The sequence below is a fragment of the Sphingobacterium psychroaquaticum genome, from assembly GCF_004421025.1.
Classification (GTDB): domain Bacteria; phylum Bacteroidota; class Bacteroidia; order Sphingobacteriales; family Sphingobacteriaceae; genus Sphingobacterium; species Sphingobacterium psychroaquaticum.
The window spans coordinates 3,753,421-3,775,369 of sequence record NZ_CP038029.1 but is presented as its reverse complement, the minus strand read 5'-3'; the positions used below and the strand labels follow the sequence as shown (position 1 = coordinate 3,775,369).

Genomic DNA, 21,949 nt, shown 5'->3' with positions numbered 1-21,949 from the left:
CATCCGGCTTCTCGATTCGTTTGCTTACCTTTGTGCTTGTATCTGAAAATTAATGATTATGAGTACACAAAAAGGTCCTATTTCTCAATTTATAGAGAAAAACTACCTACATTTCAATGCTGCTGCTTTAGTTGATGCAGCTAAAGGGTATGAGACACACCTCCTAGAAGGTGGTAAGATGCTAGTTTCATTAGGTGGTGCGATGAGTACTGCGGAACTAGGTATTTCGTTGGCCGAAATGATTCGTCAAGATAAAGTTCATTTTATCTCTTGTACAGGAGCAAACTTGGAAGAAGATGTCATGAATTTAGTGGCGCACTCGCACTATAAACGTGTTCCTAACTACCGTGATTTAACGCCGGAGCAAGAACGTGAATTGCTGGATCAACACTATAATCGTGTAACGGATACATGTATCCCTGAAGAGGAAGCATTCCGTCGTTTACAAAAACACTTAGAGGATGTATGGCATGCTGCGGAAGCTAAAGGTGAGCGTTACTTACCACATGAGTACTTATACCAAGTGGTAAACTCTGGTGTATTGGAGCAATACTATGAAATTGATCCGAAGAACTCTTGGATTATTGCAGCGGCTGAGAAAAACTTACCTATCGTATGTCCAGGATGGGAAGATTCAACGACAGGAAATATCTTCGCTTCCAATGTGATTAAAGGTAAGTTGAAGGCGAGCACCGTAAAATCGGGTATCGAATACATGATCTATTTGACAGAGTGGTACCGTGAGAACTCTTCTGGAAAAGGCGTTGGTTTCTTCCAAATTGGAGGTGGTATTTCTGGTGACTTCCCAATTTGTGTTGTGCCAATGATGTATCAGGATTTAGAATGGGAAGATGTTCCTTTCTGGGCATATTTCTGTCAGATTTCTGATTCCACTACTTCGTATGGATCGTATTCTGGGGCTGTTCCAAATGAAAAAATCACTTGGGGTAAACTAGATATTGATACGCCTAAATATGTTATTGAATCCGATGCTACTATCGTAGCTCCGTTGGTTTTTGCATACCTTTTAGGACAATAATACTGTAGATTGTGTCACACACAAAAGGTGTGTGACACCTTTTTTTTCGTCACCTTATGAGCAACCTGTTAACCCATAATCCTGCTGCACTTCAGGCCTTAATGTCGGAGACATTATTTGGTCATGGAGAAGTTGGTGATTTTGCTGTTTCTACGGAAAATATTGTGGTCGATTCATCACCGGAAAATACGCCTGCTCCGGTGGATACAAAAGAAACTTTCATCTTTCAAGGTGATAAATCTACCGGTGTTTTATTTATCCTCCGTTACCCGGAGTATCCCTACTTCTCGCCACAGGCGGAAGAAGCTTTTGTGAAGACGATAGGGGCGCTTCAGTTGACAGCAGAAAATGTTGCTGTTGTCAACTTAGCAAATCCACACAATCCAAATGATTTCAAGCAGATTATGACGTTTTTTTCTCCGAAGAAGATTACGTTGTTAGGTGTAGAGCCTGCATCTTTGAAATTACCAGCTATCGCACACAATTCTTACATGAAAGGTAAGGTGGCTACTGTCTTCAACACCTTTAGCTTTGAGGAGATGTTTGCCGATATCCAAAAGAAAAAGCTCTTTTGGAATGAATTCAAGACCTTTATTGGCTCTTAAATCATAACTAACGACCACGACTATTAACTTACCCATACCAACGAATAACGACTTGCTATGTTAGAATTAGTATTTGCAACGAATAACGCCCACAAATTAGAAGAAGTTCAAGCCATTATCGGGAACAAGTTTGTTATACGCTCGTTGGCGGATATCGACTGTCATGATGATATTCCCGAAACGGGCGTGACCTTTGAAGAAAATGCGCAACAAAAGACAGATTACTTAGTTAATAAGTATGGTCTTTACTGCTTTGGTGATGATTCGGGCTTAGAGGTTGATGCGTTAGGTGGAGAGCCAGGGGTTTATTCTGCACGTTACTCGGGATCCCGTGATATGGAGACGAATATCGATCTGCTATTAGAAAAATTAGGAGATAACACCAACCGTACCGCGCGATTTCGTACTGTAATCTCGCTCTATTTTAATGAGCAACAACATTTTTTTGAAGGTACGATTGAGGGCGATATCATCCGTGAGCGTCGCGGCGTAAAGGGCTTCGGGTACGATCCAATCTTTATTCCCAAAGGATATACCCAAACTTTTGCAGAGATGAGTGCTGAAGAAAAAAATGCAATCAGTCATCGTTCGATTGCAGTCGGAAAGCTTGCCGATTTCCTAAAGCAAAAGTAGATCTTTTTTTACTTCTTCCTGTACTGTTTCTTTTATTTCCTCCGTGCTCGATGAATGCACTTTTGGAGTGCCTTCTTTTACAGCATTCTCTTTATCTGCCGGAGCGGTTACATCAGCAGGATTTGCTTCTGTACCACTCGGTACCCCTTCTTTGTTGATTTCACGCTTGCGGTTCATCATGTCCTCTTTGGACGTTGGTCGATCCTGCGGTCGCCAGATAAAACCAGGAAGAACCTCATTTTCTTGGGTGACAAGTTTAAACGGGTATACCTTCTGATCCACCTTGCGGATGGTAATATAATCGATAATCTTTTTGTCTTCCATTTTGATCTTAATACGCGCGCCTCGGTCATGAAACATTTCCGTAATGGTATTCGTTTTATCGTTGGTTGAAAAGACGAGATTTTCTGCATTCCCATCCACATAAAGACGATCAATGCTGTTGTTCGTAAAGAAGGCTGTAATCTTTCGCCCCTTTAGTTGATTAAACTTTACACTATCCAATACGGCATTTACCATAAATGCGTTCCCCAGGAGTAATGCATTGTCCAGTTTTTGATTTACCGCTTGCATGTAGATGGTGTCTCCCGAGATTTGCGATCCCTGTGCCCAAATCATGGGTTTTCCCATAAAGCGAAACATAGAGTCTGCCATTCCGTAGTAGGCTGAATCTGCTACTGCTTGCAGGTCGGACTTAAATAAACGAACGTTATGATAGGCTTTGATAATACGGGTTTTTGCCGTGTCGAGGTAAGCGCTATCACGAACAGGAGGGATGGTAATTGTCTCCGGTGTATTGGCGATGGTAAGCGCCTTATTCATGAGAGTGTCTGCCTGTCCAATAGTGGGCACGACTGCTTTTTGGCGTAATAAGGAATCTTGTTTAATTGTTGCGCCAATATCTAAGGGCGTATCATCCTTTTTGATTGGCGTAATTGTTTTTTTCGCTGCCGTTGCCTTTTTTGTTGTTTGTGCTTCATTATCAATTAACGGCGCGATAACTTTTGGAAGTTCCAGACTATCGACAGTCAATGAATCCGAAAGACTTGCCTTTTCACCCTCACTCAATTCATCCTCATCATCGCCATAATCTACATCTTTATCGATTTCGAGCTCACCGCCATTTCGATCCAGATTAAAATTCAGGGCTTTATAGTCTCGCAGGAAGATGAGTTTCGAAAATAACGTGTCCGCTGTGGTATAAACAGAATCCATTTCTACTTTCTTTTCAGGCGCGATCGCTATGAGTTCCGGTTCATCTGGTTCTTTGGCCTTTAGCTTATCTCTTGTGGCAATCTTTTCGCTATCATCTTTATCGTTCTTCTTTTTTGCCAGTTCTTTGTCTCGTTCCTTTTCTTTGTCTTTACTGTTTTTCTTATCTTCTTTCGATAATTTAACAGCCGTGCTGTCCGTTTTTGTTTGCTCCGTCGAATCTTTCTTAACAACGGTGATGACGAGCGGTTTATCCGTTAAAGTAATGGAACCATCCGCCTGATTGTATAATCCGTATCCTCCAGAGCCTATAAATTTATCAACTGTATCCACAAAAACAACATTCCGGTATGCTTTACCAATCCCTGTCGCACGCTCGTAATAGAGACTATCTCCTTTTAAAAAGCGGGATCCCTCGGTGTATAGATTGTTTTTGGAGAAACGTGCAACACCAGTGCCGGTGTTATAATCGCCCTTTTCGGTATATAGATTTTCCGCTTTATTACCTTTGATATTGGTTGGACCAAAGAAATACGTCATGCGTTCATTGGAATTGTAGCGCATCGTGTCGGTGTATATTTTGACATCCGGCGTACGTACGATAACCTTATTTCTAAAATAGGCATCTTGCGTATTTTCAAAATAATAAGCATTGCGCGAGGTTATTGTATCGCCACGACTGATAATACGGCCTCCGCCGGTATAGGTTCCAATGCGGTCCCGCATTTTGTATACTAAGTGGTTGGTGGTGAGCACCGAATTAGGGCTTACCATGCGCACGTTATTGGTCAGGGTTGCCACTTGTGGAGCGGCATCGTAATGCAGCTTATCGGCATGGATAGTGGTGCCGTTGGTTTGTATGATGACCACATTTCCAAAGGCCTCAAAAAACTGGCGACCAATAGCGTCTTGGTAGATGATGCCACTATCTGCCATCAGTGTATTCCCCTTGTGCTGATATACAGGTGTGATACTACTAATCCCTTTCTGCTCGATAATGGTACTGTATAGCGATGATACAAGGCGGAGCTCATCCTGAGCAAGCAAGCTGTTCAGGAAGAACACACTTAAAATGAGGGTTAGATAGTACTTCACGGAGACAAAAATAATTAAATATATTGTTAAAAAATGCAAAGTTGTGAAGATGTTAAGACGTGAATTTACGAAGGTGTAAAGCCGTGAAGTTGTATTCCCGATTTTCGTTACCTTTGGTCATGGAATTGCTACAGCGGTTTAATGCTTTTTTGACGGAGACTGTTCACATAGAGGAGGGGGATAAGGTCGTGTTGGCCGTGAGTGGTGGACGAGATTCTATGTTGATGGCGCATTTGTTTGTGACTGCGGGTTACGATTGTGTGATTGCCCATTGTAATTTTCAATTGCGCGATGCAGAGGCGGACGCGGATGAAGCGCTTGTGCAAGACTATGCAGCAGCGAACAACATACCTTTTTATGCCAACCGATTTGATACCATTGGCTATGCCGAAGCGGAGGGGATATCCATACAAATGGCCGCTCGGGACTTGCGGTATGCATGGTTTGAAAGTCTTCGACAGGAAGTCGGTGCAAAATGGATTGCTGTAGCGCAGCATCTGAACGATCATATCGAAACGGTATTATTGAATTTGACACGAGGCACAGGGTTGTTGGGATTGCAAGGTATTTTGTCGAAAAGAGGGACCATTATTAGGCCGATTTTGTTTTTAACAGCTTCAGAAGTTCTCGATGCTGTACAACGCTTGCAGATTTCGTATCGAGATGATCAGTCTAATTTTTCAACCAAGTATGCGCGTAATAAAATCCGGTTAGAGATTGTGCCTAAATTCAAGGATATTGCTCCTGATTTTGAGCAAACGATGCAGCAAAATATTCTACATTTTCAAGAAACAAACGCTTTATTGCAGTCCTTTATCACACCTATTCGAGAGCGACTGTTTATCCATCGTTCTGGTGAAGTGGTATATGTGAAAAAAGAGGAGATAGAACCGCATACGAATAATCTTCCTTTATTGTTTGAGTTGTTTCGTCCCTGGGGTTTTACGAAGGAGGTGATTGGTGATTTGCTACGGGTGTTTCAAGGCGAGCCAGGACGTGTTTTTTATTCAGACGCTTATGCGTTACTGCTGGATCGGGATTATCTCATATTGAGGCCTTTGGATGCCAAAACGGAGGTGACATCGATACCGATTAATAGAGACGATACTGTTTTCTCTTTTGGCAGGAAGAATTTTACCATATCCTATGAAGAGAAGGGAGAAGTTTGTCGGGAACATGGGATTGCGCAAATTGATGCGGATTTGCTCATTTTCCCCTTGCATATGCGGTACTGGCGCGAAGGTGATTATTTTGTGCCTTTAGGGATGTCGGGAAGGAAGAAGTTGAGTGATTTTTTCATACAAGAGAAGCTTAATCTTTTTGAGAAAAAGGAAGTACTGTTGTTGGTGAATGGGAACGACGAAATTATTTGGTTAGTAAACTATCGGTTGGATAATCGGTATAAAATGACAGGAAGTACAAAAAAAGTGTTTACTTTAGTTTGCAAATAGTATTATGGGAACACAATATCTTTTTCAAGAGAAACAATATTTGGGACGCGACGCTACTTGGATTAGTGTGCGTATGATCTTGGCTTTATTTTGTTTCGTTGCATATTATCTCAATTTAGAGGATTTACCTTCACGCCAGCTGTTCTTTATTGTTGGTGTTGGGGTCATTATCGTGTCGATCATTATGATCTACATGGTGCACTATAAAACGGTGGTAGATGGAAAGTATTTAATCTTAAGTGGGCTCTGGTCTTCCAAATTAGTGAAGATCGATTTGTATAATATTGCCAAGGTAGAACTGAAACCTTACAGCACTTTTGTTTTTAATAATCCGGTCTATAATCTGCATAAGAACGGTAAAATTCGTTTCTATTCGGGCGGTAAAGATGCGGTTTACCTAACCGACAAAGAAGGCTTGACTTATATTATTGGGTCACATAAGGCCGAAGGGCTTGCTCAAGCAATCATGACGGCCAAGAAGAATTTGAAATCTTCTTAGTTCCGCTCCCCTTGTGGAGCCAACAGGCCTTATGTTGGTTCAGACGACGTATGAAACAGCATTCGTTTTACCTTTTTACGGGGTTATTGCTGTTTGGTTTCTCCAAGCTTGTCGGGCTTCGGCATGATTTAAGGTCCATTCGATTCGTTGCGCTTGATCTTGCGTAATGGTGCTACTAAACGAGTTTTTCTCCCCTACATTTTGAGAATTGTAGGTGATCCATGGAAATGCGGGGCTTCCCGTCTTGCCATCCAGGGCTATTTTTGCCGTGTATTTCTTACGCGTGCTTCCGAAATCTAAACGTTCTATCCCACCGTTTGCCGTACTGGCATAGTAGGGATTGAATGTTGGTGTATCTTCACAGTAATCGTCCACCCATTTTCCATTATTAAGTTGAGTAGAATTTCCGTTCGCAGGCCGATTCGGGATTACACCCAGAAATGCCGCGGGTTGTCCAACGAAGTCATGCTTCAATTGTGAAAAACCGGTGCGTACGAAAACTAAACCGACATGATCTAAGTAGTCTGGTTTTTTCTTCCAGTTTGCTAATTGGGACGCATTTAGTGACTGCACCGGTAGGAAGTCTGGTAGCGGTAGTTTTTGTGAATTATAAGTGCCTTCCCTAAAGGTAAACGGTAAAGCTCTTCGATATAGATCTATTTCTGCCAGGCTGTACCACTTGCTGTTGTTTATAATCCAAACGTTTAAATACTTATCGTAATCCCAATAGAGCGATGGACTATTCAGAATATACTCCGTACTTAAATTTAAGTTCTGTTGGTCCGTGAGATAGGTCCGGTTTATTCCGGCTTCTTTCAGTAACTTTCCGTTGGGATCTTTTAGGGCTGCTACAAATTCAATATGGGCGTTGGCGCCATTGGAAGCCTTGTTGTTCTGTTTGCTGAAGATAGCGTTGTATTGATTAAGAACGTAATAAATAGCATCCGCGTTTAATTCTTGGGATTGTTTTTTTGATTGCTCTGTATCAATTACATGAAAGATTATTGGATAGCGTTTCAAGGCAGGGGTAGGTCGTGCCGATCTGATGGATACTTCATAAAAGTACGGGTCACTTACAGGTGAAATTGGGGTTCCTTGTAAGGGATTTTCAGCCTGTTCGAGTAAAACGGGTTTTGACGAGCGTAAGCCATCTACTTCGGCATAAAATTCCATTTTTTCCGCCGGGATCGATGTGGTAGTAAAATTGGCAGGATATTCTTTGCCGGACTTATCATAAAATTTAATAATATGGTGTTTCCACCTTTCTTGTGGAATCTCTTTATAGATAAGCTGCTGCTTGCCGTTTACAGCAGTGTATGAGCCTGCGGTCGTGTATAATTTCACCTCCAATCCGATCTCTGAAACCCCGTCAGCAATAAAATAATTGCTGTTAGATTGGCAAACGACTTTATCTATTTTATAATCTAGGTCCAATAGCGACTCACGGTCGGCTTTGCAAGAGAATAGCAGGGAAAATAGGAATAGGTATATATATTTATTGTTCATTGTTTTTGAGTTGTAGTGCGAAACGTTGATTGTTAATAATTGGTCGCATCCGACCATCCCGGATTTACGATGATGGTCGGATTTGCTTTTATTTCATCATCGGGAATTGGAAATTGGTACCGCCAATCGTCATTTTTGAGCGTTACATGGAAGTTTTGCGCACTTCTTTCGTTCGCGATATGAAAGCGCTTCATATCGAGCCACAGAATATCGCTTTCACCAATAAACTCACGTTTACGTTCCAGATACACTTCGTATTGGATATCTTTTGCCGTGTTGGGCAAAGATAGGGACGTGCCTTGCTTGTACTGGAGGTTGCGCCATGTTTGCAGTTGCTCTTGTGCGGTGGTTATATCGCCCGCCATGGCGGAAGCTTCAATCCAAATAAGCCATTGTTCAGCAAGGCGAAGAGGAAATGCCTGAGGCAGAAATATAAACCCCGATATTTTTCGAGAAGGATTGATATCGCTTTGTAAGATTGTTTCGGAAGGGGTATTGTATTTTGTGGGGAGTAAAAACCAATTTGTCTTTCGCAGATCTCCGTCCTTGTATAGTTCTTTCCATACATTCAGGTCATACGTCCATTTGGTATTTAACAAATTGTCGATCTTATCTGCTATAAAATACAGCGTTTCTGGATAGGTGCCAGTGACAGTTTCCGTAAAGGAACCATAAAATACGGTCGTTTTGAGCTTTTCGATAGTGTAAGGAAGTGTCGGCGCGCCTCCTTCATTCGTATTGTATATGGCTTGTTTTGCATAGCTAGCAGCCTTCTGCCAATCCTCAGAATTATTTGTTGAACTAGCTTTCCAAAGGTAGAATTGTGCCGATATCCGTAAGAACCAGTCTTTGTTGAACATGATATTATAGTCTGCCTTTGGTTGGTAGGTGCCTAATAATTTTTCTGCTTCTGCGAGATCACTTATAATTTGATTATAAGCCATGGCTTGTGGCTGTCTTTGAAGGTTTGCATGCGCCAAATCCTGATAGATATCGGTATGAATTACAATACCCAAATTGGGATCATTTAACGGCGCATAATATTGTAGCAGTTTAAAGAAGTAATATGCACGTTGTATATAGGCTTCGCCTAGTAGCTGTGCGCGCAATTCCGCTGTTCCGCTTGCTGTTTTCGCTTCTGCAATAACAAGGTTCATTAATCCGATAAGATCGTAATATCGGCGCCAATCATTGCGGAGTACTGCGCGGTCGAGAATTCTTTTTTCGGTTGCGGTTAATCTAGTCGATCTATTGTTCCATTCCTGAAAATTCCACACATCAGCATACGCTGTAAATGTATTTTCGAAGGAGAATTGTAAAGGGATCCAAGGGAAGGGGGCATCTATGGAGGAGCTTGTAAACTTACCATTACTTTTGAAGTTATATAACCAAGCGCCAAGAATACTTTTAACGGCCGTTAATTCCGTTGTAAACTTGGCACCGATAGGTTCGATCTCCAAGAATTTCTTACAAGAAATGAAGGTTAATGCGGTTAACAGCAGTATGATGCGTGCTTTTTTTATGATCATGGCAGCTAGAAGGTTAATTGTAAATTGAACAAGAAGTTTCTCGTTCGTGGATATCCGAAAGCACTTCCTGTTGTAACGTCGGTCGATCTAAACTTACTGAATACAGCTAGATTGTCTACTTGAAATCCGATTCGCATGTATTGTAAGCCGAAACGCTTAATAGGGTCTTTGTCCAAGGTATAGTTTAATACCAGGTCTCTGAACGCGAGATAGTCTGCTCGTTGAAATCTATTATCGGTGTTCATGATGAAATAATTTGATTCGCCTGTGGTAAAGCGCGGGTAATCCGTTATATCTCCGGGCACGCGCCACCGGTTAACCGTACTTTGTAAAACATTTCTACGGGGGCCATACATCTCTGATGTACTACCTTCTGTTCGGTAACTGAAATTACTGCCGTCAAATTGACGCATGCTTTGACCTATCGCATACACAAATGAGGTTTGTAATTCGATCTTTCTCCATTGTAGTGTAGATCGAAAACCTCCAAAGTATTTCGGTTGAACCGTTCCAATCTCCTCCATAGACATCCGGAAAAATTGCGTCCAAGAAAGCCCGCCTGGAATCTGTAGATTGTTCATTTCCCATGTTGTAGGCGCCTGATCGATGTTGATGTTGTTGGATTTTGCATAGGCTGCGCGTGCTGATTCCGAAAGAAAGAATGTCGGTTCTCCATTTTCGGGATTAATACCGGCAAAACGATATCCAAATGTGGTGCCTACAGCATATTGCTCGATGTCACTAGCGGTGAAACCGGCCCAGAGATTCGTGACTGTATTATTCTCCCATTCGGTCGGATTTTTTGCATTTGATTTTTTTACCCTATTTGTATTATGGGACACGTTGAAGGATGTGGTCCAACGAAGTTCAGTTGTGAGCGGCAAACGAAGATTGAAATTGAACTCCCAACCTTTATTACTGAGGCTGTGACCATTCATCACTAAGCGTGGGTTACCGTAAGAGGGAGGTGATTTCATGGTGCCCAGCAGGTTGTCGGTGATGTTGTCGTAATAATTGAAGCTACCACCAAAAATATTGTTAAATAAAGAGAAGTCTATCCCGATATTGCGGTCCATCTTTCTTTCCCATTTAATGCTTGGGTTTGGAAAGTAGATTTGGTTCGCAACATAGTCATCGTCATATTTACCGCTGGATATAATCAACCACGGATAAGGGAGGGCTCTTTTATCGATGTTCCCGGTATATCCAACGACACCTCTAAAAGCAAATTCGTTCACAAAGGGGAAGAGGGCCTTAAAAAAGGCTTCTTTATGTACGTTCCATCGCGCACTTGTTGACCATAAGGGGGTGAAGCGATTATTTGGATCAATTGTGCCGGCGCCATCGAATCGAATATTGGCATTCACGACATAGCGATCTCGCAAACTATATGTTGCGGCAGACATAAAACTAGCCGTTCTGTCCTTGTTGCCCTGAACATACGTTCCTAATTGCTTGACACTTTCTTGTAGAAATTTATCAAAAACAGGATTCCACGTGTAGTCTGGGAACGAACCAAAGTAGTATGCTGGATCATATTGTGCCAGTTTGAAACGGGTGTTTTTAGGCTCATTGCTCGCAATCTCTGTTCCTAGAAAAAAAGTAACAGTATGCGTGTCGGAAAAAGTGTTGTTGTATGCGAGTGATGCTCGGCTCGAGAATGTGATTGCCTGGCCGGAAGAAACCAGGATGTATCCCTGATTGAATTCCTCCGGAAGCTCGGTGTATAGTGTGGAGTTGAAAGGTCTGAGCGACCAATAGTTGACCATTGAAGTATAGGTGCCAGGTGCGGCCCCATGCTCGCCATTGTTGGTGGCATAACCAACACGTCCGTATGCTTCTGCACGCAACGTGCGATGTATGTTCCAGCCTAAGTTCAATGTCGATATAATATCGGAGGCTTTCTGGTTATTAAAAGTGTTGTTAAGCTCGTTTAAAATATTGAATGTGGGATAGGTTAACCCCAGGTTATTATTACTGTGCTGGTTCGTCCAGGTTTGATCGTAGGCATAACTACCGTCCGTATTGTATGCTTTTTCATATGGATTGGCGAATACCGCATATTCAAATGGGTTTACGCTCGAGTTGTGGTCTTTGGCGCTACGGTAGTTTCCGGTAAGTTGAAAGTCTATCGTAACATCTTTATGTGGGCGATGGCCGACACGGATATTTGCACCAAGGCTCTGATAATTATTTGATAGTAATGCCCCTTGTTGATCGCGATAGTTCAGGGAGCTATAAAACCAACTTTTTTCGGTACCTGAACGCATAGATAGGGCATGCTTCTGGGAGAAACCTGTTTTATAGATAGTACTAAACCAATCTTGGTCCACGTTGCTTAGTTCTTCTATTTTATTGTAATATTGAGCATCACTGATCATGCCTTTTTTCCATTCATCCCATAATCGGGATACTTGCCCTCCGTTTTCGTCTCGTTGTTGAAATTCTTCCATGAGGTTGATTTCAAAATTCACCTTTTGACGTGCATTCATAAACCCAAAGGCGCTCATTTTGGGTGCCGTAGATATCCCGTAATTCCCGAGGTAATGAATGGCATTACCGATGGTTTCTCCTTTTTTTGTCTTAATAACAATAACGCCATTGGCAGCGCGGGCGCCGTAAATGGCTGTTGCTGCAGCATCTTTGAGGATGGTTACCGAATGGATGTCGCTGGGTGCAATATTTCCAATTCCATGATCTAAAATAGATTCTTGGATATTTCCATTTGTAAGATCGTTAATCGAAGGAACACCCTGTTGAAGTGGTAATCCATCGATCACCCAAAGGGGCTCCTTGTTTCCAGAAATTGAATTGTCACCTCGGATTCTGATCTGGGAAGCAGCGCCAGGCGCTCCATTTGGAGATACCGAATATAGACCCGCAACGTTACCTTCCAAGAGTTGATCCAAGTTTTTGAAGGAGCTATTCTCAAAATCTTTTGCAGTTAAAACGGTATAAGAACCCGTCATACGATCTTTATTTATTTCTTGGTATCCTGTGGAAACAGTAAGGGAAACTTCTTCAATTTCTTTTTTATCATCTGTTAATACAATATCGAAATCGTCGATCGTGTGCGGGTGGTGTTCAATGGATATTTTGCCTACATAGGAGACCAAGAGAATCATTCCTTCGACGTAAGGTGTCTGGAGGATGTAGCGACCGTCCTTGTTGGTGTAAGTTGATGTTTTTATATTGTTCTTCGTACGGACAGAGGCAGCTTGTAGAGGCTTTCCTTCTGTATCACGTACGATGCCAGTGATGGTGTGTTGTTTTTTTTGTGCGCTTGTGGCTATAGTTTTTATTTTTTTTCGACCCGTTATGATGATGACATCTTCATCGATGGTATACTCATATCCTTTTGTCGTTAATACTTTATCCAGGGTTTCTTGTAGGCTGGCATTTTTTAAAGAGACAGTGATGCGTTCCTCATTATCCACGACACCTTTAAGGCGGACAAACGTCAAACCGCTTTTACTTTTAATCTTTTTAAAGGCTTCCCCCATCGGAAGGTTGTTGATTTCAACCGTATAAACCTTTTGCTGTGCGTAGGTTTTTGCGGGAAAGAATACCGCGAGTAATAGGATTAAAGAAAGTAAATGCGCTAACCGCGTGCCCCCATATAGATATATAGGGGCTCCGATACCTTGACTGCCATCGTTTCGTTTCATATTGATTCATCATATTAATCCTCCCTTTCGTTTGGATGGCAAGACAAGGTTTTTAGCTAGCTGGTCCGTGTTTTTATCGGCGTGCCGTGACCTCGATCACGCCACCTTTCTCTTCAAACACGAGATTACCTGCTTTTTCCAATATAGCTAAAGCTGTAGAAAGATTTTTGGTTTTTGGAATCTCACCTTCGAATACCAAATGTTCTATTTTACGATCTACAATGCTAAAATCTACGTCATACCATCTAGATAAATTTGAAAGGATTTGCTCCAGTTTTTGTTTGTTTAAATTGATGTATCCTTCTGTCCACAGGATGCTGTTTTCTGGGTCGACGTCTTGAACAGTCCAACTGTTTTTGTTCAAGGTCGCTTCCTGTCCTGGGGTAAGAACTATTTTTTTATTTGTTGCGTATTGTTGTAGTTGAAGTCGTCCTGATACTAAGGTTGTTCTTGTTTTGCCCACTTCCGAGTAGGTGTCTATATTGAATTTAGTTCCGAGAACTGTAATCGATTGTTGTTCACTTTTAACAACAAAAGATTTTTTGGCATTATGGGCTACTTCAAAGTAGGCCTCTCCAGCAACGGTAACCTGTCGGATTGAGTCAGTAAACTGTAATGGGTAGGTGAGAGAGGTTGCCGCATTCAGCCTTACCTTTGTGCCATCTGGTAACGTGATGCGATATTCACCTCCACGTGGTGTTACCAGGGTCGCAAACTCTGTCGCTTTGCTGGTCGCTCTGGTGCCATCCTCATAGCGGATTGTATTGTCGTCCGTCTTAAGACCACCTTTGCTCGTATTAAGATCGACCTTGGAGCCATCATCTAATGTGAGGGTAGCTTTATATGTGCCGGGAGATCGGTCAACATAGCTGGATATCATTGATGGGGCGGTAGGTTTGTCCATGAGGAAGTAATATCCGATGGATAAGCATAATAAAATTGCTGCTGCGACGGATGCAATAGTCCGGTAGTTGATTAATTTTTTTGGTTGTTTCCTTAGGATTTCATCTAACTGTAGTTTTACATTGTCCACGATACGCTGGACCTGTGTTTTATCGACCTTCGGTTCTTTTGTTTCATAAAATTCCTGGAGGATTAGCCTCCGGAGTTCGTCCTTGGGGATATCCGAAATGATTTGGTCCACATCGTCCGCTGAGTATTTATTACTCAGGTATCCTTCGAATAGACTTTCAAACTTTTTTTTCTGTTCCATTGTACAACTGTTTATTACTAATACGGTCTACAACTAAAAATGGGGTACACGATTTTTATTTTTTTTGTTGCAGACCTATTTTTGAGGTAAGTCGTCGCGGTAAATGGACAGCTATTAAGTTTGTTGATAGATAAGTAATAAAATATAAAGTGACAAATCGGGGTGGTTTGCAAGGTATTCTTTTATATGCTGGTTTGCACGCTTGATATAGGTGTGTACGGTTTGTGCCGATATATTTAATTCGGTTGCGGTCTCCTCATACGATTTGCCTTCTAGCTTACATAGCAAGAAGACTTCTCTTTGTCGCTCTGACATGCCCGCTAAGAGGCGTTGCAAGGTTGCGTCATTTTCCTTTTTGAGGATGAGGTCTTCAATGTGGCTGTAACTTTCCTCGATACGAGGGTATAGTCTTTCTCTGAGCTTGCGTTCAAGATTTGCTTTCTTAAAGATATCGAGGGATTTGTTGGTGGCTATTTTGTAGAGATAGGGGCCGACGGATCTGCCCGGATCCACACGGAGTCTATGCTCCCAAAGTACAAGAAAAGTATCTTGCAAAACTTCTTCTATGAGGGCTTGATCTTTTAACAAACGTAAGAGATGTACGGTTAGCTTTGGCGCATATATTCCATAGATAATGGCAAAGGCAGATTGCACTCCATTTCGTAACGATTGTAGGTTTGTTTGTTCGTCAGGTTTAAATGCCGCTAGCATAATATATTAATCAGTTCGTTGTGAATTTACGCAATAATTAATTATTTTCACGACCGTTTGTTTAATTTTTATACTATTAGTTTTTTATTTATTTGATAACCAAATGTTATGTATCCATATAATGGGCTCGCCTTTTACCTTTAGTCGTATCGTATAACGCCCCGGTTGTGTGATGTTGACTTGGCCGAGTTGATGGTTCACAAACTCGTCTGTGTAATTGTTTTCATTAGGCTCGACAACGATTTTACCACTAGGAGGAATCTCGCCTGACACTGTTTTATCTCCAATTTCGATGGCTACTGTGCTGCTGCTATCACTTGGGTTGTGTGCGGAGAGATCGACGTTGTATAGACCTGCTTTTGGGAAAAATATGTCCCACTGTATGTCGGTTTCTTCGTTGGACTTTACGAAGGATGGTCGTGTGCCATCATATTTTACGATGTGGAGGGTTTGATTGTTTTTAGCATTCATGGCGTTCAATGCAAACCCACCGAATGTGGACTCTGCGACCACTTCCGAATCTATCGCTATATTTTTGAACGTTACACGTATGACTGCATCGAAGTGATCGGGCGCATTCATGGGTAAGTTAATGTGCATGATCGGTCCGGTTTGCTCATACCTCAGTTTGGTAACGCCGTCGGCTGTCAACAGTGCTACGCTCTCCGGCTTTTCCGTAAATCCGGAAACACGTAAAACCCGATCTAGCGGCCAGTTGAAAACATGCAGGTAAACAGCATTACTTTCTTTGTTCACCGTAATTTTTCCCCAATCGTGTTGATTTGGACGGAGCGACACCCCCGTTGTTCCATATATCGATTCACCATATTTTGTTAACCACGTTCCCAAGTCATTTAAACGACTAATACTTTCGTAGGGTACTTTTCCATTAGCACGTGGACCTATGTTTAGTGTAAATCCACCATTTAAAGCGACGTTACCCACAAGGGAGGTAAAGAGTTGCCCCGTTGACTTCCACTCTTGTTCTTGTCCATTGTATCCCCAAGAATGAGCGATAGTGCCGGGTGTTTCCCAGGGATGCTGTACATAATTGGATCCGAATTGATTGTCGCCTAGTGTTTCAAAGTCTACATATTCTGCATCTGTGGGGAGACCCAGCCGCGAGTTTATCAGGCACTGGGGTTGTAAACGACGGATGAGCGATACGGCTTGTTCCAGCTGTTCCTTTTTGAAAATGGTCTGTTGGTAGGGGATCCACATATCAAACCACATAACGGCAATATCACCGTATTGCGTCAATAATTCCTGAAGCTGTGGTAAAGCTTTTTCTTGCCAATAGGTGTTGAACTGCGCATCCGTAACATGACCGGTTAGCTCTTGATTGTGGTCCCAGGCATAGGGATGCGCCCAGTCAATCCAATGTGAATAATAAAAGCCCAGTTTCATGTTGTGTTTCCGGCAGGCATCTGCTATTTCTTTGATTACATCACGTTTTGTGCCTGATAATTTGGGTAAGGAATAGTCACCTATTTTAGTATCCCAGATCGCCACCCCATCATGGTGCTTTGCCGTCATGATTATATACTTCATGCCGGATTTCTTGGCTAAAAGTACCCATTCTTCTGGGTTGATCTGCTCCCAGTCAAAGCGCTTGGCTAAGGTGCCGTATTCCTCTTTAGAGATACGGTTGCGGTAACGGATCCACTCGGCGTAATTATTGAGGTAACGTAGTTTTTCACCTTTCCATAATCCCTCTGCGCCGCTGTATAACCCCCAGTGAATAAACATGCCGAAACGTGCATCTTCAAACCATCCCGTACGACTTTGTGTTTGCGCAGCGAGTGTGTATGACAAGAGACTTATAAGACAGATGAGAATGAATTTTGGTTGGAAACAGTTCATGAAATTGGTTTTTATAAAAATACGAAATAGCGGTGATATTTTACCTCTTTTGATTTATTCTCTGTTAAAAATTATCTTATTATGTAACCGATTGCATAAACTTCGTGTTTTTACGTAAAAAATTAGATGTATAGTCTTTAAGTATCAGCTAAAACGTTATTTTAGAGATCTAAATACCGAATACTAGACTTTATAATTCAGTTATGACTAAACTTTTTATAGGCGGTTCACTTTTGTTTTTGGCCAGCTCATGCGGACTCCAGCAGGGGACAAATAACGCCGACTCGTTTACGCAATATGTCGATCCATATATTGGCACTGGCGGGCATGGGCACGTTTTTGTGGGTGCAAATGTACCGTATGGTGCCGTGCAACTTGGTCCGTCCAATATTTCTACCGGTTGGGATTGGGTTTCTGGCTACCATATTTCGGATTCTACGATCATGGGCTTTGCACATCAACACCTTAGCGGTACGGGGATTGGCGACTTGGGGGATGTGGTATTTCTTCCTTTTACGGGAGACGTCCGGTATGACCGAGGGGTGCATGGCGACGAAAAAACAGGAGCTTATTCCTTGTTTCGGAGGGAAACAGAGCGTGTAAAGCCAGGTTATTATGCGGTTCATCTGGATCGTTTCGATGTGGATGTCGCGTTGACCAGTACAGCGCGTGTAGGTTTTCATAAGTACAATTATGCGGCGAAACAAGAACCTAAAGTATTGATCAACTTGGACGCGGGTATTGGTTGGGAAGGCGAAAAAGAAGGGCACCTTATAGTCGAGAATGATACCGTGGTTTCGGGGTATCGTTATTCTATGGGATGGGCCAAAAATCAAAAAATTTATTTTACGGCTACTTTCTCCAAACCAATTAAAAGTTATCAGCTTGCGGATAGCACGGTCAATAAGACCGGGAATAGTATTACAGGAACTAGGACATACGGTGAGTTACGTTTCGGCGAGGAAGACAAGGGCCGGTCGGAGGTGCTTGTTAAGGTCGCCTTATCTCCTGTCAGTATCGAGAATGCAAAATTGAATATGGATAGTGAACTACCAGATTGGAATTTTGAAGCGACACAACTTGCTGCCGACGAGGCTTGGAATGCGGAACTTAGTAAGATTGCCATCAAGACCGATGATACGACTGCGCGTAAAGTTTTTTATACGGCACTTTATCATACGATGATTGCACCTTCGCTTTTCAATGATGTCAATGGAGCGTATATGGGGTCAGACTTTAAGCCTCATAAATTAGCTAAAGGAAATAATTATACTACTTTTTCACTATGGGATACGTATCGTGCTGCACATCCTTTGATGAGTTTGATCCATCAAGACCGATTGCCGGATATGATTAATAGCATGCTTCGCATCTATCAAGAACAAGGAAAGCTTCCGGTATGGCATTTGGTTGGCAACGAAACGGACTGTATGGTTGGAAACCCTGGGATTATTGTGGTGGCTGATGCCTACCTGAAAGGTGTAGAAGGATTTGATAAGGACCTAGCCTATGAAGCCATGAAAGTGTCGGCTATGAAAGATGATCGAGGCTTAAACTGGTACAAACAATACGGCTATGTTCCGTATGATAAGGAAAAGGTAGAGTCGGTTGCGAAAGGGTTAGAGTTTGCGATTGCTGATTGGTGTTTGGCGCAGGTCGCTAAATTACGTGGCGCACAAGAAGATTATCAATATTTTATAAAACGTAGTAATTCCTTTGTGCATTATTTTGATAAAGAACTACAGTTTTTAAGAGGTATAGATGCTAATGGAAAGTTTAGACCAGGGCCATTTGATCCTTTTCACTCGGCTCATTTAGCGAATGATTATACGGAAGGCAATGCTTGGCAGTACACCTGGTTGGTGCCACACAACGTGCAAGGTTTTATCGATCTATTTGGTAGTGAAGCTGCTTTTGTGCAAAAATTGGACTCTTTGTTTGTCGTAGAGGGAGATCTTGGGGAACATGCTTCTCCGGATATTAGTGGTCTGATTGGGCAATATGCGCATGGCAATGAACCGAGCCATCATGTGATCTATATGTATTCTTATGCAGGTCAACCGTGGAAAGCTGCTGACCGAGTGAGACAGGTTTTGGGAACGATGTATACGGATAAGGTAGATGGTTTGTCTGGAAATGAGGATGTGGGACAGATGTCTGCTTGGTATGTCTTGTCTTCTTTGGGCTTTTATCAGGTTTCTCCTGCGGGTGGTCCATTTGTTTTTGGTAGTCCACTTTTTACAGAGGCAACTATTCGTCTGGGTGAAGGAAAGTCTCTTGTGGTTTTGGCTCATAACAATAGTGCTACAAACAAGTATATACAATCGGTAAAGCTTAACGGTGAACCATACAACAAATCTTATATTAGTTACGAAGATATCTGTAAAGGTGGTAAATTGGAGTTCGAGATGGGGGACAAACCATCTCCGACTTTTGGTGTAGAAAAGGCCAATAGACCACAATCTGTGCAGTAGTTTAACTTATAGGTATAAAAGACGATGAAGATAAAATATGTAATACTAGCCGGGATGCTATACGGGACGACGCTAGGTCTCCAAGCACAGGTGTTGCCTTATAAGAATGCGAAACTGCCTATTGAGGATCGTGTTGTTGATCTTTTATCGCGTATGACGGTAGAGGAAAAGGTCGGTCAGTTATCCAAATTATTGGGCTGGGAGATGTATGAGAAGGACACGCGTGGAATACGGGTAAGTCAAAAGTTAAAAGATGCAGTAAAAAAGCAACATATTGGTTTATTATGGGCTACTTTAAGAGCCGATCCGTGGACGCAAAAAACGTTAGATAATGGTTTATCTCCACGTGAAGCGGCTAAAGCGACCAATGCTATACAACGGTTTATGTTGGATAGTACGCGTTTGGGAATCCCGTTGCTTTTGTCGGAAGAAGCTCCTCACGGGCATATGGCGATTGGTGCTACAGTATTTCCTACAGCCATTGGACAAGCCAGTACCTGGAATCCACGTTTGATTGGTGATATGGCCACGGCGATAGCACGTGAAACATCGGCCGTTGGTGGTAAAAATGGTTATGGTCCTGTCTTGGATTTGGCACGGGATGCTCGCTGGTCTCGGACGGAAGAGTCGTACGGCGAAGATCCATATTTAATAGGCCAAATGGGACAGGCGATGGTGCGTGGTTTTCAAGGAGAGCGGATCGGTGAGCCGGATCGTATTATTGCAACCTTAAAACATTTTGTGGCCTATGGTGCCCCAGATGGAGGACACAATGGCGGAAGCATTTCGGTAGGCGAACGAGCGTTGCGGCATCACTTTTTACCACCTTTTCAGAAGGCGGTAAAAGCGGGAGCAGGATCGGTGATGACAGCATACAACTCCATTGACGGTGTTCCTTGTTCTTCGAATGCATGGCTATTGAATGACGTGTTACGTAAGCAGTGGGGATTCCAAGGATTTGTAGTTTCGGATTTGTTGAGTATCTCTGGATTGTCGGGGGGGCACTCTACGGCAATAAATGGCGTTGAAGGGGCAGCACAGAGTATAACAGCTGGCTTGGATGTAGATTTGAGTGGCTCTGGTTACGGTCAGAATTTGTTGGATGCTGTGCAGCAAGGTCTAGTTGATAGATCTGTTTTAGATCAAGCAGTAGCACGGGTTTTATACCAAAAATTTGCCCTTGGTTTATTCGACAAACCCTTTGTGGATGAAAACCTCGTGGATAAGAAAGTCGCTACAACAGCACACCAAGAGCTCGCGAGACAGGTGGCTCGTGAAGGGACTGTGTTATTAAAAAATGAAGGCGGCCTCTTGCCGTTGTCTAAACATATAAAACGTCTGGCTGTTATTGGTCCGAACGCGGATAATATGTACAATCAGCTAGGCGATTATACGGCACCTCAAGCAACTGGAAAGGTGAAAACTGTTTTGGATGGTGTACGTGCATTGGTGTCGAAAGGAACGCAGGTGGAGTATGTGAAAGGATGTGCTATACGAGATACGACCCAAAGCGATATCGCTGCCGCTGTTGAGGCTGCAAAACGAGCTGAAGTTGTTATTGTTGTGATGGGTGGGTCTAGCGCACGTGATTTTAAAACCTCTTATCAGGCAACTGGGGCGGCAAATGTGGAGACAGGCGCAAAGGTACTGAGCGATATGGAAAGTGGCGAAGGGTTCGACCGGGTGTCACTGGACTTGATGGGCGACCAATTGAAGTTGTTGCAAGCGCTTCATGCGACGGGTAAGCCGATTGTGTTGGTTACCATTAAAGGAAGACCGCTGAACTTGAACTGGGCCGATGCACATATTCCTGCAATTTTGGACGCTTGGTATCCGGGGCAGGAGGGTGGTCTTGCTATAGCGGATGTCTTGTTTGGTGATTATAACCCTGCTGGGCGTATGCCAATCTCTGTGCCGCGTCATATTGGGCAGCTTCCCGTACATTACAATCATGATAAACCCAAGCATCATACCTATATTGAGATAGATGCTAAACCGCTATACGCTTTTGGATATGGACTTAGCTACACTGATTTTGCGTACAGCAATATTTTGGTGGATTTGAAGGAAGGCGATAATGATTTTAGCTGTACGGTTAGTTTTCAGGTTAAGAATACAGGTGCTCGGGATGGGGACGAAGTCGCGCAGTTGTATGTGGTGGATGAGGTCAGTTCAGTAGTGACACCGGTGACGCAATTGAAAGCTTTTGAACGAAAGTTTATAAAGAAAGGAGAAGAGCAAACCTTTTCATTTAATTTAGGAAAAGAGGATTTAAAGCTGTGGGGGCTGGATGGACAATGGAAGACGGAGAAAGGACGCTTTAAATTATTGGTTGGTTCTTCATCGGATGCGGTCAAGCTTAATGCTATCCTGGAACTTAAAAAGGATTATCTGTTTTAAGGAAGCGTATATTAAAAAGTAAAGGGCGAATCTATGATTCGCCCTTTACTT

Annotated in this window: 14 protein-coding genes; 7 read left to right on the top strand and 7 right to left on the bottom strand. The window is 42.6% G+C overall.

Annotated features, from left to right (window positions below):
- Positions 1 to 58: 58 nt before the first annotated feature.
- The 3 genes from E2P86_RS15575 to E2P86_RS15565 are packed head-to-tail and all read left to right on the top strand — an operon-like array spanning position 59 to position 2,277.
- Positions 59 to 1,039 carry a deoxyhypusine synthase family protein gene (locus tag E2P86_RS15575; protein WP_085473382.1) on the top strand — a complete coding sequence of 327 codons (981 nt, stop codon included), beginning with the start codon at positions 59 to 61 and terminating at the stop codon, positions 1,037 to 1,039.
- A gap of 56 nt (positions 1,040 to 1,095) precedes the next feature.
- Positions 1,096 to 1,644, top strand: a complete 549-nt coding sequence (locus E2P86_RS15570; RefSeq protein WP_085473117.1) for a hypothetical protein — start codon at positions 1,096 to 1,098, stop codon at positions 1,642 to 1,644.
- A gap of 57 nt (positions 1,645 to 1,701) precedes the next feature.
- Entirely contained in the window at positions 1,702 to 2,277 is a 576-nt protein-coding gene (locus E2P86_RS15565; RefSeq protein ID WP_134433696.1) for a non-canonical purine NTP diphosphatase, read from the top strand.
- Here E2P86_RS15565 and E2P86_RS15560 read toward each other — a convergent pair.
- Positions 2,263 to 4,584: an OstA-like protein gene (locus E2P86_RS15560; protein WP_240775525.1), complete on the bottom strand. Its 2,322-nt coding sequence runs from the start codon at positions 4,582 to 4,584 to the stop codon at positions 2,263 to 2,265. The genes E2P86_RS15565 and E2P86_RS15560 overlap by 15 nt on opposite strands.
- A gap of 119 nt (positions 4,585 to 4,703) precedes the next feature.
- Between E2P86_RS15560 and tilS the strand changes: the two genes are divergently transcribed.
- Together tilS and E2P86_RS15550 are read left to right on the top strand one after the other, a co-directional pair.
- On the top strand, positions 4,704 to 6,035 hold the full coding sequence (gene tilS, locus E2P86_RS15555) for a tRNA lysidine(34) synthetase TilS (RefSeq protein WP_134433695.1): 1,332 nt from the start codon (positions 4,704 to 4,706) through the stop codon (positions 6,033 to 6,035).
- Between the two features lie 4 nt (positions 6,036 to 6,039).
- Entirely contained in the window at positions 6,040 to 6,534 is a 495-nt protein-coding gene (locus E2P86_RS15550) for a hypothetical protein (protein WP_085473114.1), read from the top strand.
- A gap of 75 nt (positions 6,535 to 6,609) precedes the next feature.
- Here the strand turns inward: E2P86_RS15550 and E2P86_RS15545 are convergent, their stop codons facing one another.
- The 6 genes from E2P86_RS15545 to E2P86_RS15520 form a co-directional block, all read right to left on the bottom strand.
- A complete protein-coding gene (locus tag E2P86_RS15545) occupies positions 6,610 to 8,040 on the bottom strand; it encodes a hypothetical protein (RefSeq protein WP_134433694.1) in 1,431 nt (476 codons plus the stop codon).
- Positions 8,041 to 8,072: 32 nt separating this feature from the next.
- The gene (locus E2P86_RS15540) at positions 8,073 to 9,569 is read right to left on the bottom strand and encodes a RagB/SusD family nutrient uptake outer membrane protein (protein WP_134433693.1); all 1,497 of its coding nucleotides are present in this window, start codon (positions 9,567 to 9,569) and stop codon (positions 8,073 to 8,075) included.
- A 5-nt stretch (positions 9,570 to 9,574) separates the two neighbouring features.
- Positions 9,575 to 13,237, bottom strand: a complete 3,663-nt coding sequence (locus E2P86_RS15535) for a SusC/RagA family TonB-linked outer membrane protein (RefSeq protein WP_134433692.1) — start codon at positions 13,235 to 13,237, stop codon at positions 9,575 to 9,577.
- A gap of 73 nt (positions 13,238 to 13,310) precedes the next feature.
- Positions 13,311 to 14,450 carry a FecR family protein gene (locus E2P86_RS15530; protein WP_134433691.1) on the bottom strand — a complete coding sequence of 380 codons (1,140 nt, stop codon included), beginning with the start codon at positions 14,448 to 14,450 and terminating at the stop codon, positions 13,311 to 13,313.
- A gap of 114 nt (positions 14,451 to 14,564) precedes the next feature.
- Entirely contained in the window at positions 14,565 to 15,161 is a 597-nt protein-coding gene (locus E2P86_RS15525; RefSeq protein ID WP_134433690.1) for an RNA polymerase sigma factor, read from the bottom strand.
- Between the two features lie 84 nt (positions 15,162 to 15,245).
- Positions 15,246 to 17,024 carry an alpha-L-fucosidase gene (locus E2P86_RS15520; RefSeq protein ID WP_134433689.1) on the bottom strand — a complete coding sequence of 593 codons (1,779 nt, stop codon included), beginning with the start codon at positions 17,022 to 17,024 and terminating at the stop codon, positions 15,246 to 15,248.
- Between the two features lie 203 nt (positions 17,025 to 17,227).
- Here E2P86_RS15520 and E2P86_RS15515 point away from each other — a divergent pair, with 203 nt between their 5' ends.
- Together E2P86_RS15515 and E2P86_RS15510 are read left to right on the top strand one after the other, a co-directional pair.
- Complete coding sequence (locus E2P86_RS15515) at positions 17,228 to 19,498, top strand: GH92 family glycosyl hydrolase (protein WP_085473107.1); 2,271 nt, start codon at positions 17,228 to 17,230, stop codon at positions 19,496 to 19,498.
- Positions 19,499 to 19,522: 24 nt separating this feature from the next.
- The gene (locus tag E2P86_RS15510; RefSeq protein ID WP_134433688.1) at positions 19,523 to 21,898 is read left to right on the top strand and encodes a glycoside hydrolase family 3 N-terminal domain-containing protein; all 2,376 of its coding nucleotides are present in this window, start codon (positions 19,523 to 19,525) and stop codon (positions 21,896 to 21,898) included.
- Positions 21,899 to 21,949: the final 51 nt, after the last annotated feature.

Coding starts and splice junctions, on each gene's coding strand:
- E2P86_RS15545 (WP_134433694.1), bottom strand. CDS start 8,040: ATGAACAATAAATATATATACCTATTCCTATTTTCCCTGCTATTCTCT.
- E2P86_RS15530 (WP_134433691.1), bottom strand. CDS start 14,450: ATGGAACAGAAAAAAAAGTTTGAAAGTCTATTCGAAGGATACCTGAGT.
- E2P86_RS15540 (WP_134433693.1), bottom strand. CDS start 9,569: ATGATCATAAAAAAAGCACGCATCATACTGCTGTTAACCGCATTAACC.
- E2P86_RS15515 (WP_085473107.1), top strand. CDS start 17,228: ATGACTAAACTTTTTATAGGCGGTTCACTTTTGTTTTTGGCCAGCTCA.
- E2P86_RS15550 (WP_085473114.1), top strand. CDS start 6,040: ATGGGAACACAATATCTTTTTCAAGAGAAACAATATTTGGGACGCGAC.
- E2P86_RS15535 (WP_134433692.1), bottom strand. CDS start 13,237: ATGAAACGAAACGATGGCAGTCAAGGTATCGGAGCCCCTATATATCTA.
- E2P86_RS15565 (WP_134433696.1), top strand. CDS start 1,702: ATGTTAGAATTAGTATTTGCAACGAATAACGCCCACAAATTAGAAGAA.
- E2P86_RS15520 (WP_134433689.1), bottom strand. CDS start 17,024: ATGAACTGTTTCCAACCAAAATTCATTCTCATCTGTCTTATAAGTCTC.
- E2P86_RS15510 (WP_134433688.1), top strand. CDS start 19,523: ATGAAGATAAAATATGTAATACTAGCCGGGATGCTATACGGGACGACG.
- E2P86_RS15525 (WP_134433690.1), bottom strand. CDS start 15,161: ATGCTAGCGGCATTTAAACCTGACGAACAAACAAACCTACAATCGTTA.
- tilS (WP_134433695.1), top strand. CDS start 4,704: ATGGAATTGCTACAGCGGTTTAATGCTTTTTTGACGGAGACTGTTCAC.
- E2P86_RS15575 (WP_085473382.1), top strand. CDS start 59: ATGAGTACACAAAAAGGTCCTATTTCTCAATTTATAGAGAAAAACTAC.
- E2P86_RS15570 (WP_085473117.1), top strand. CDS start 1,096: ATGAGCAACCTGTTAACCCATAATCCTGCTGCACTTCAGGCCTTAATG.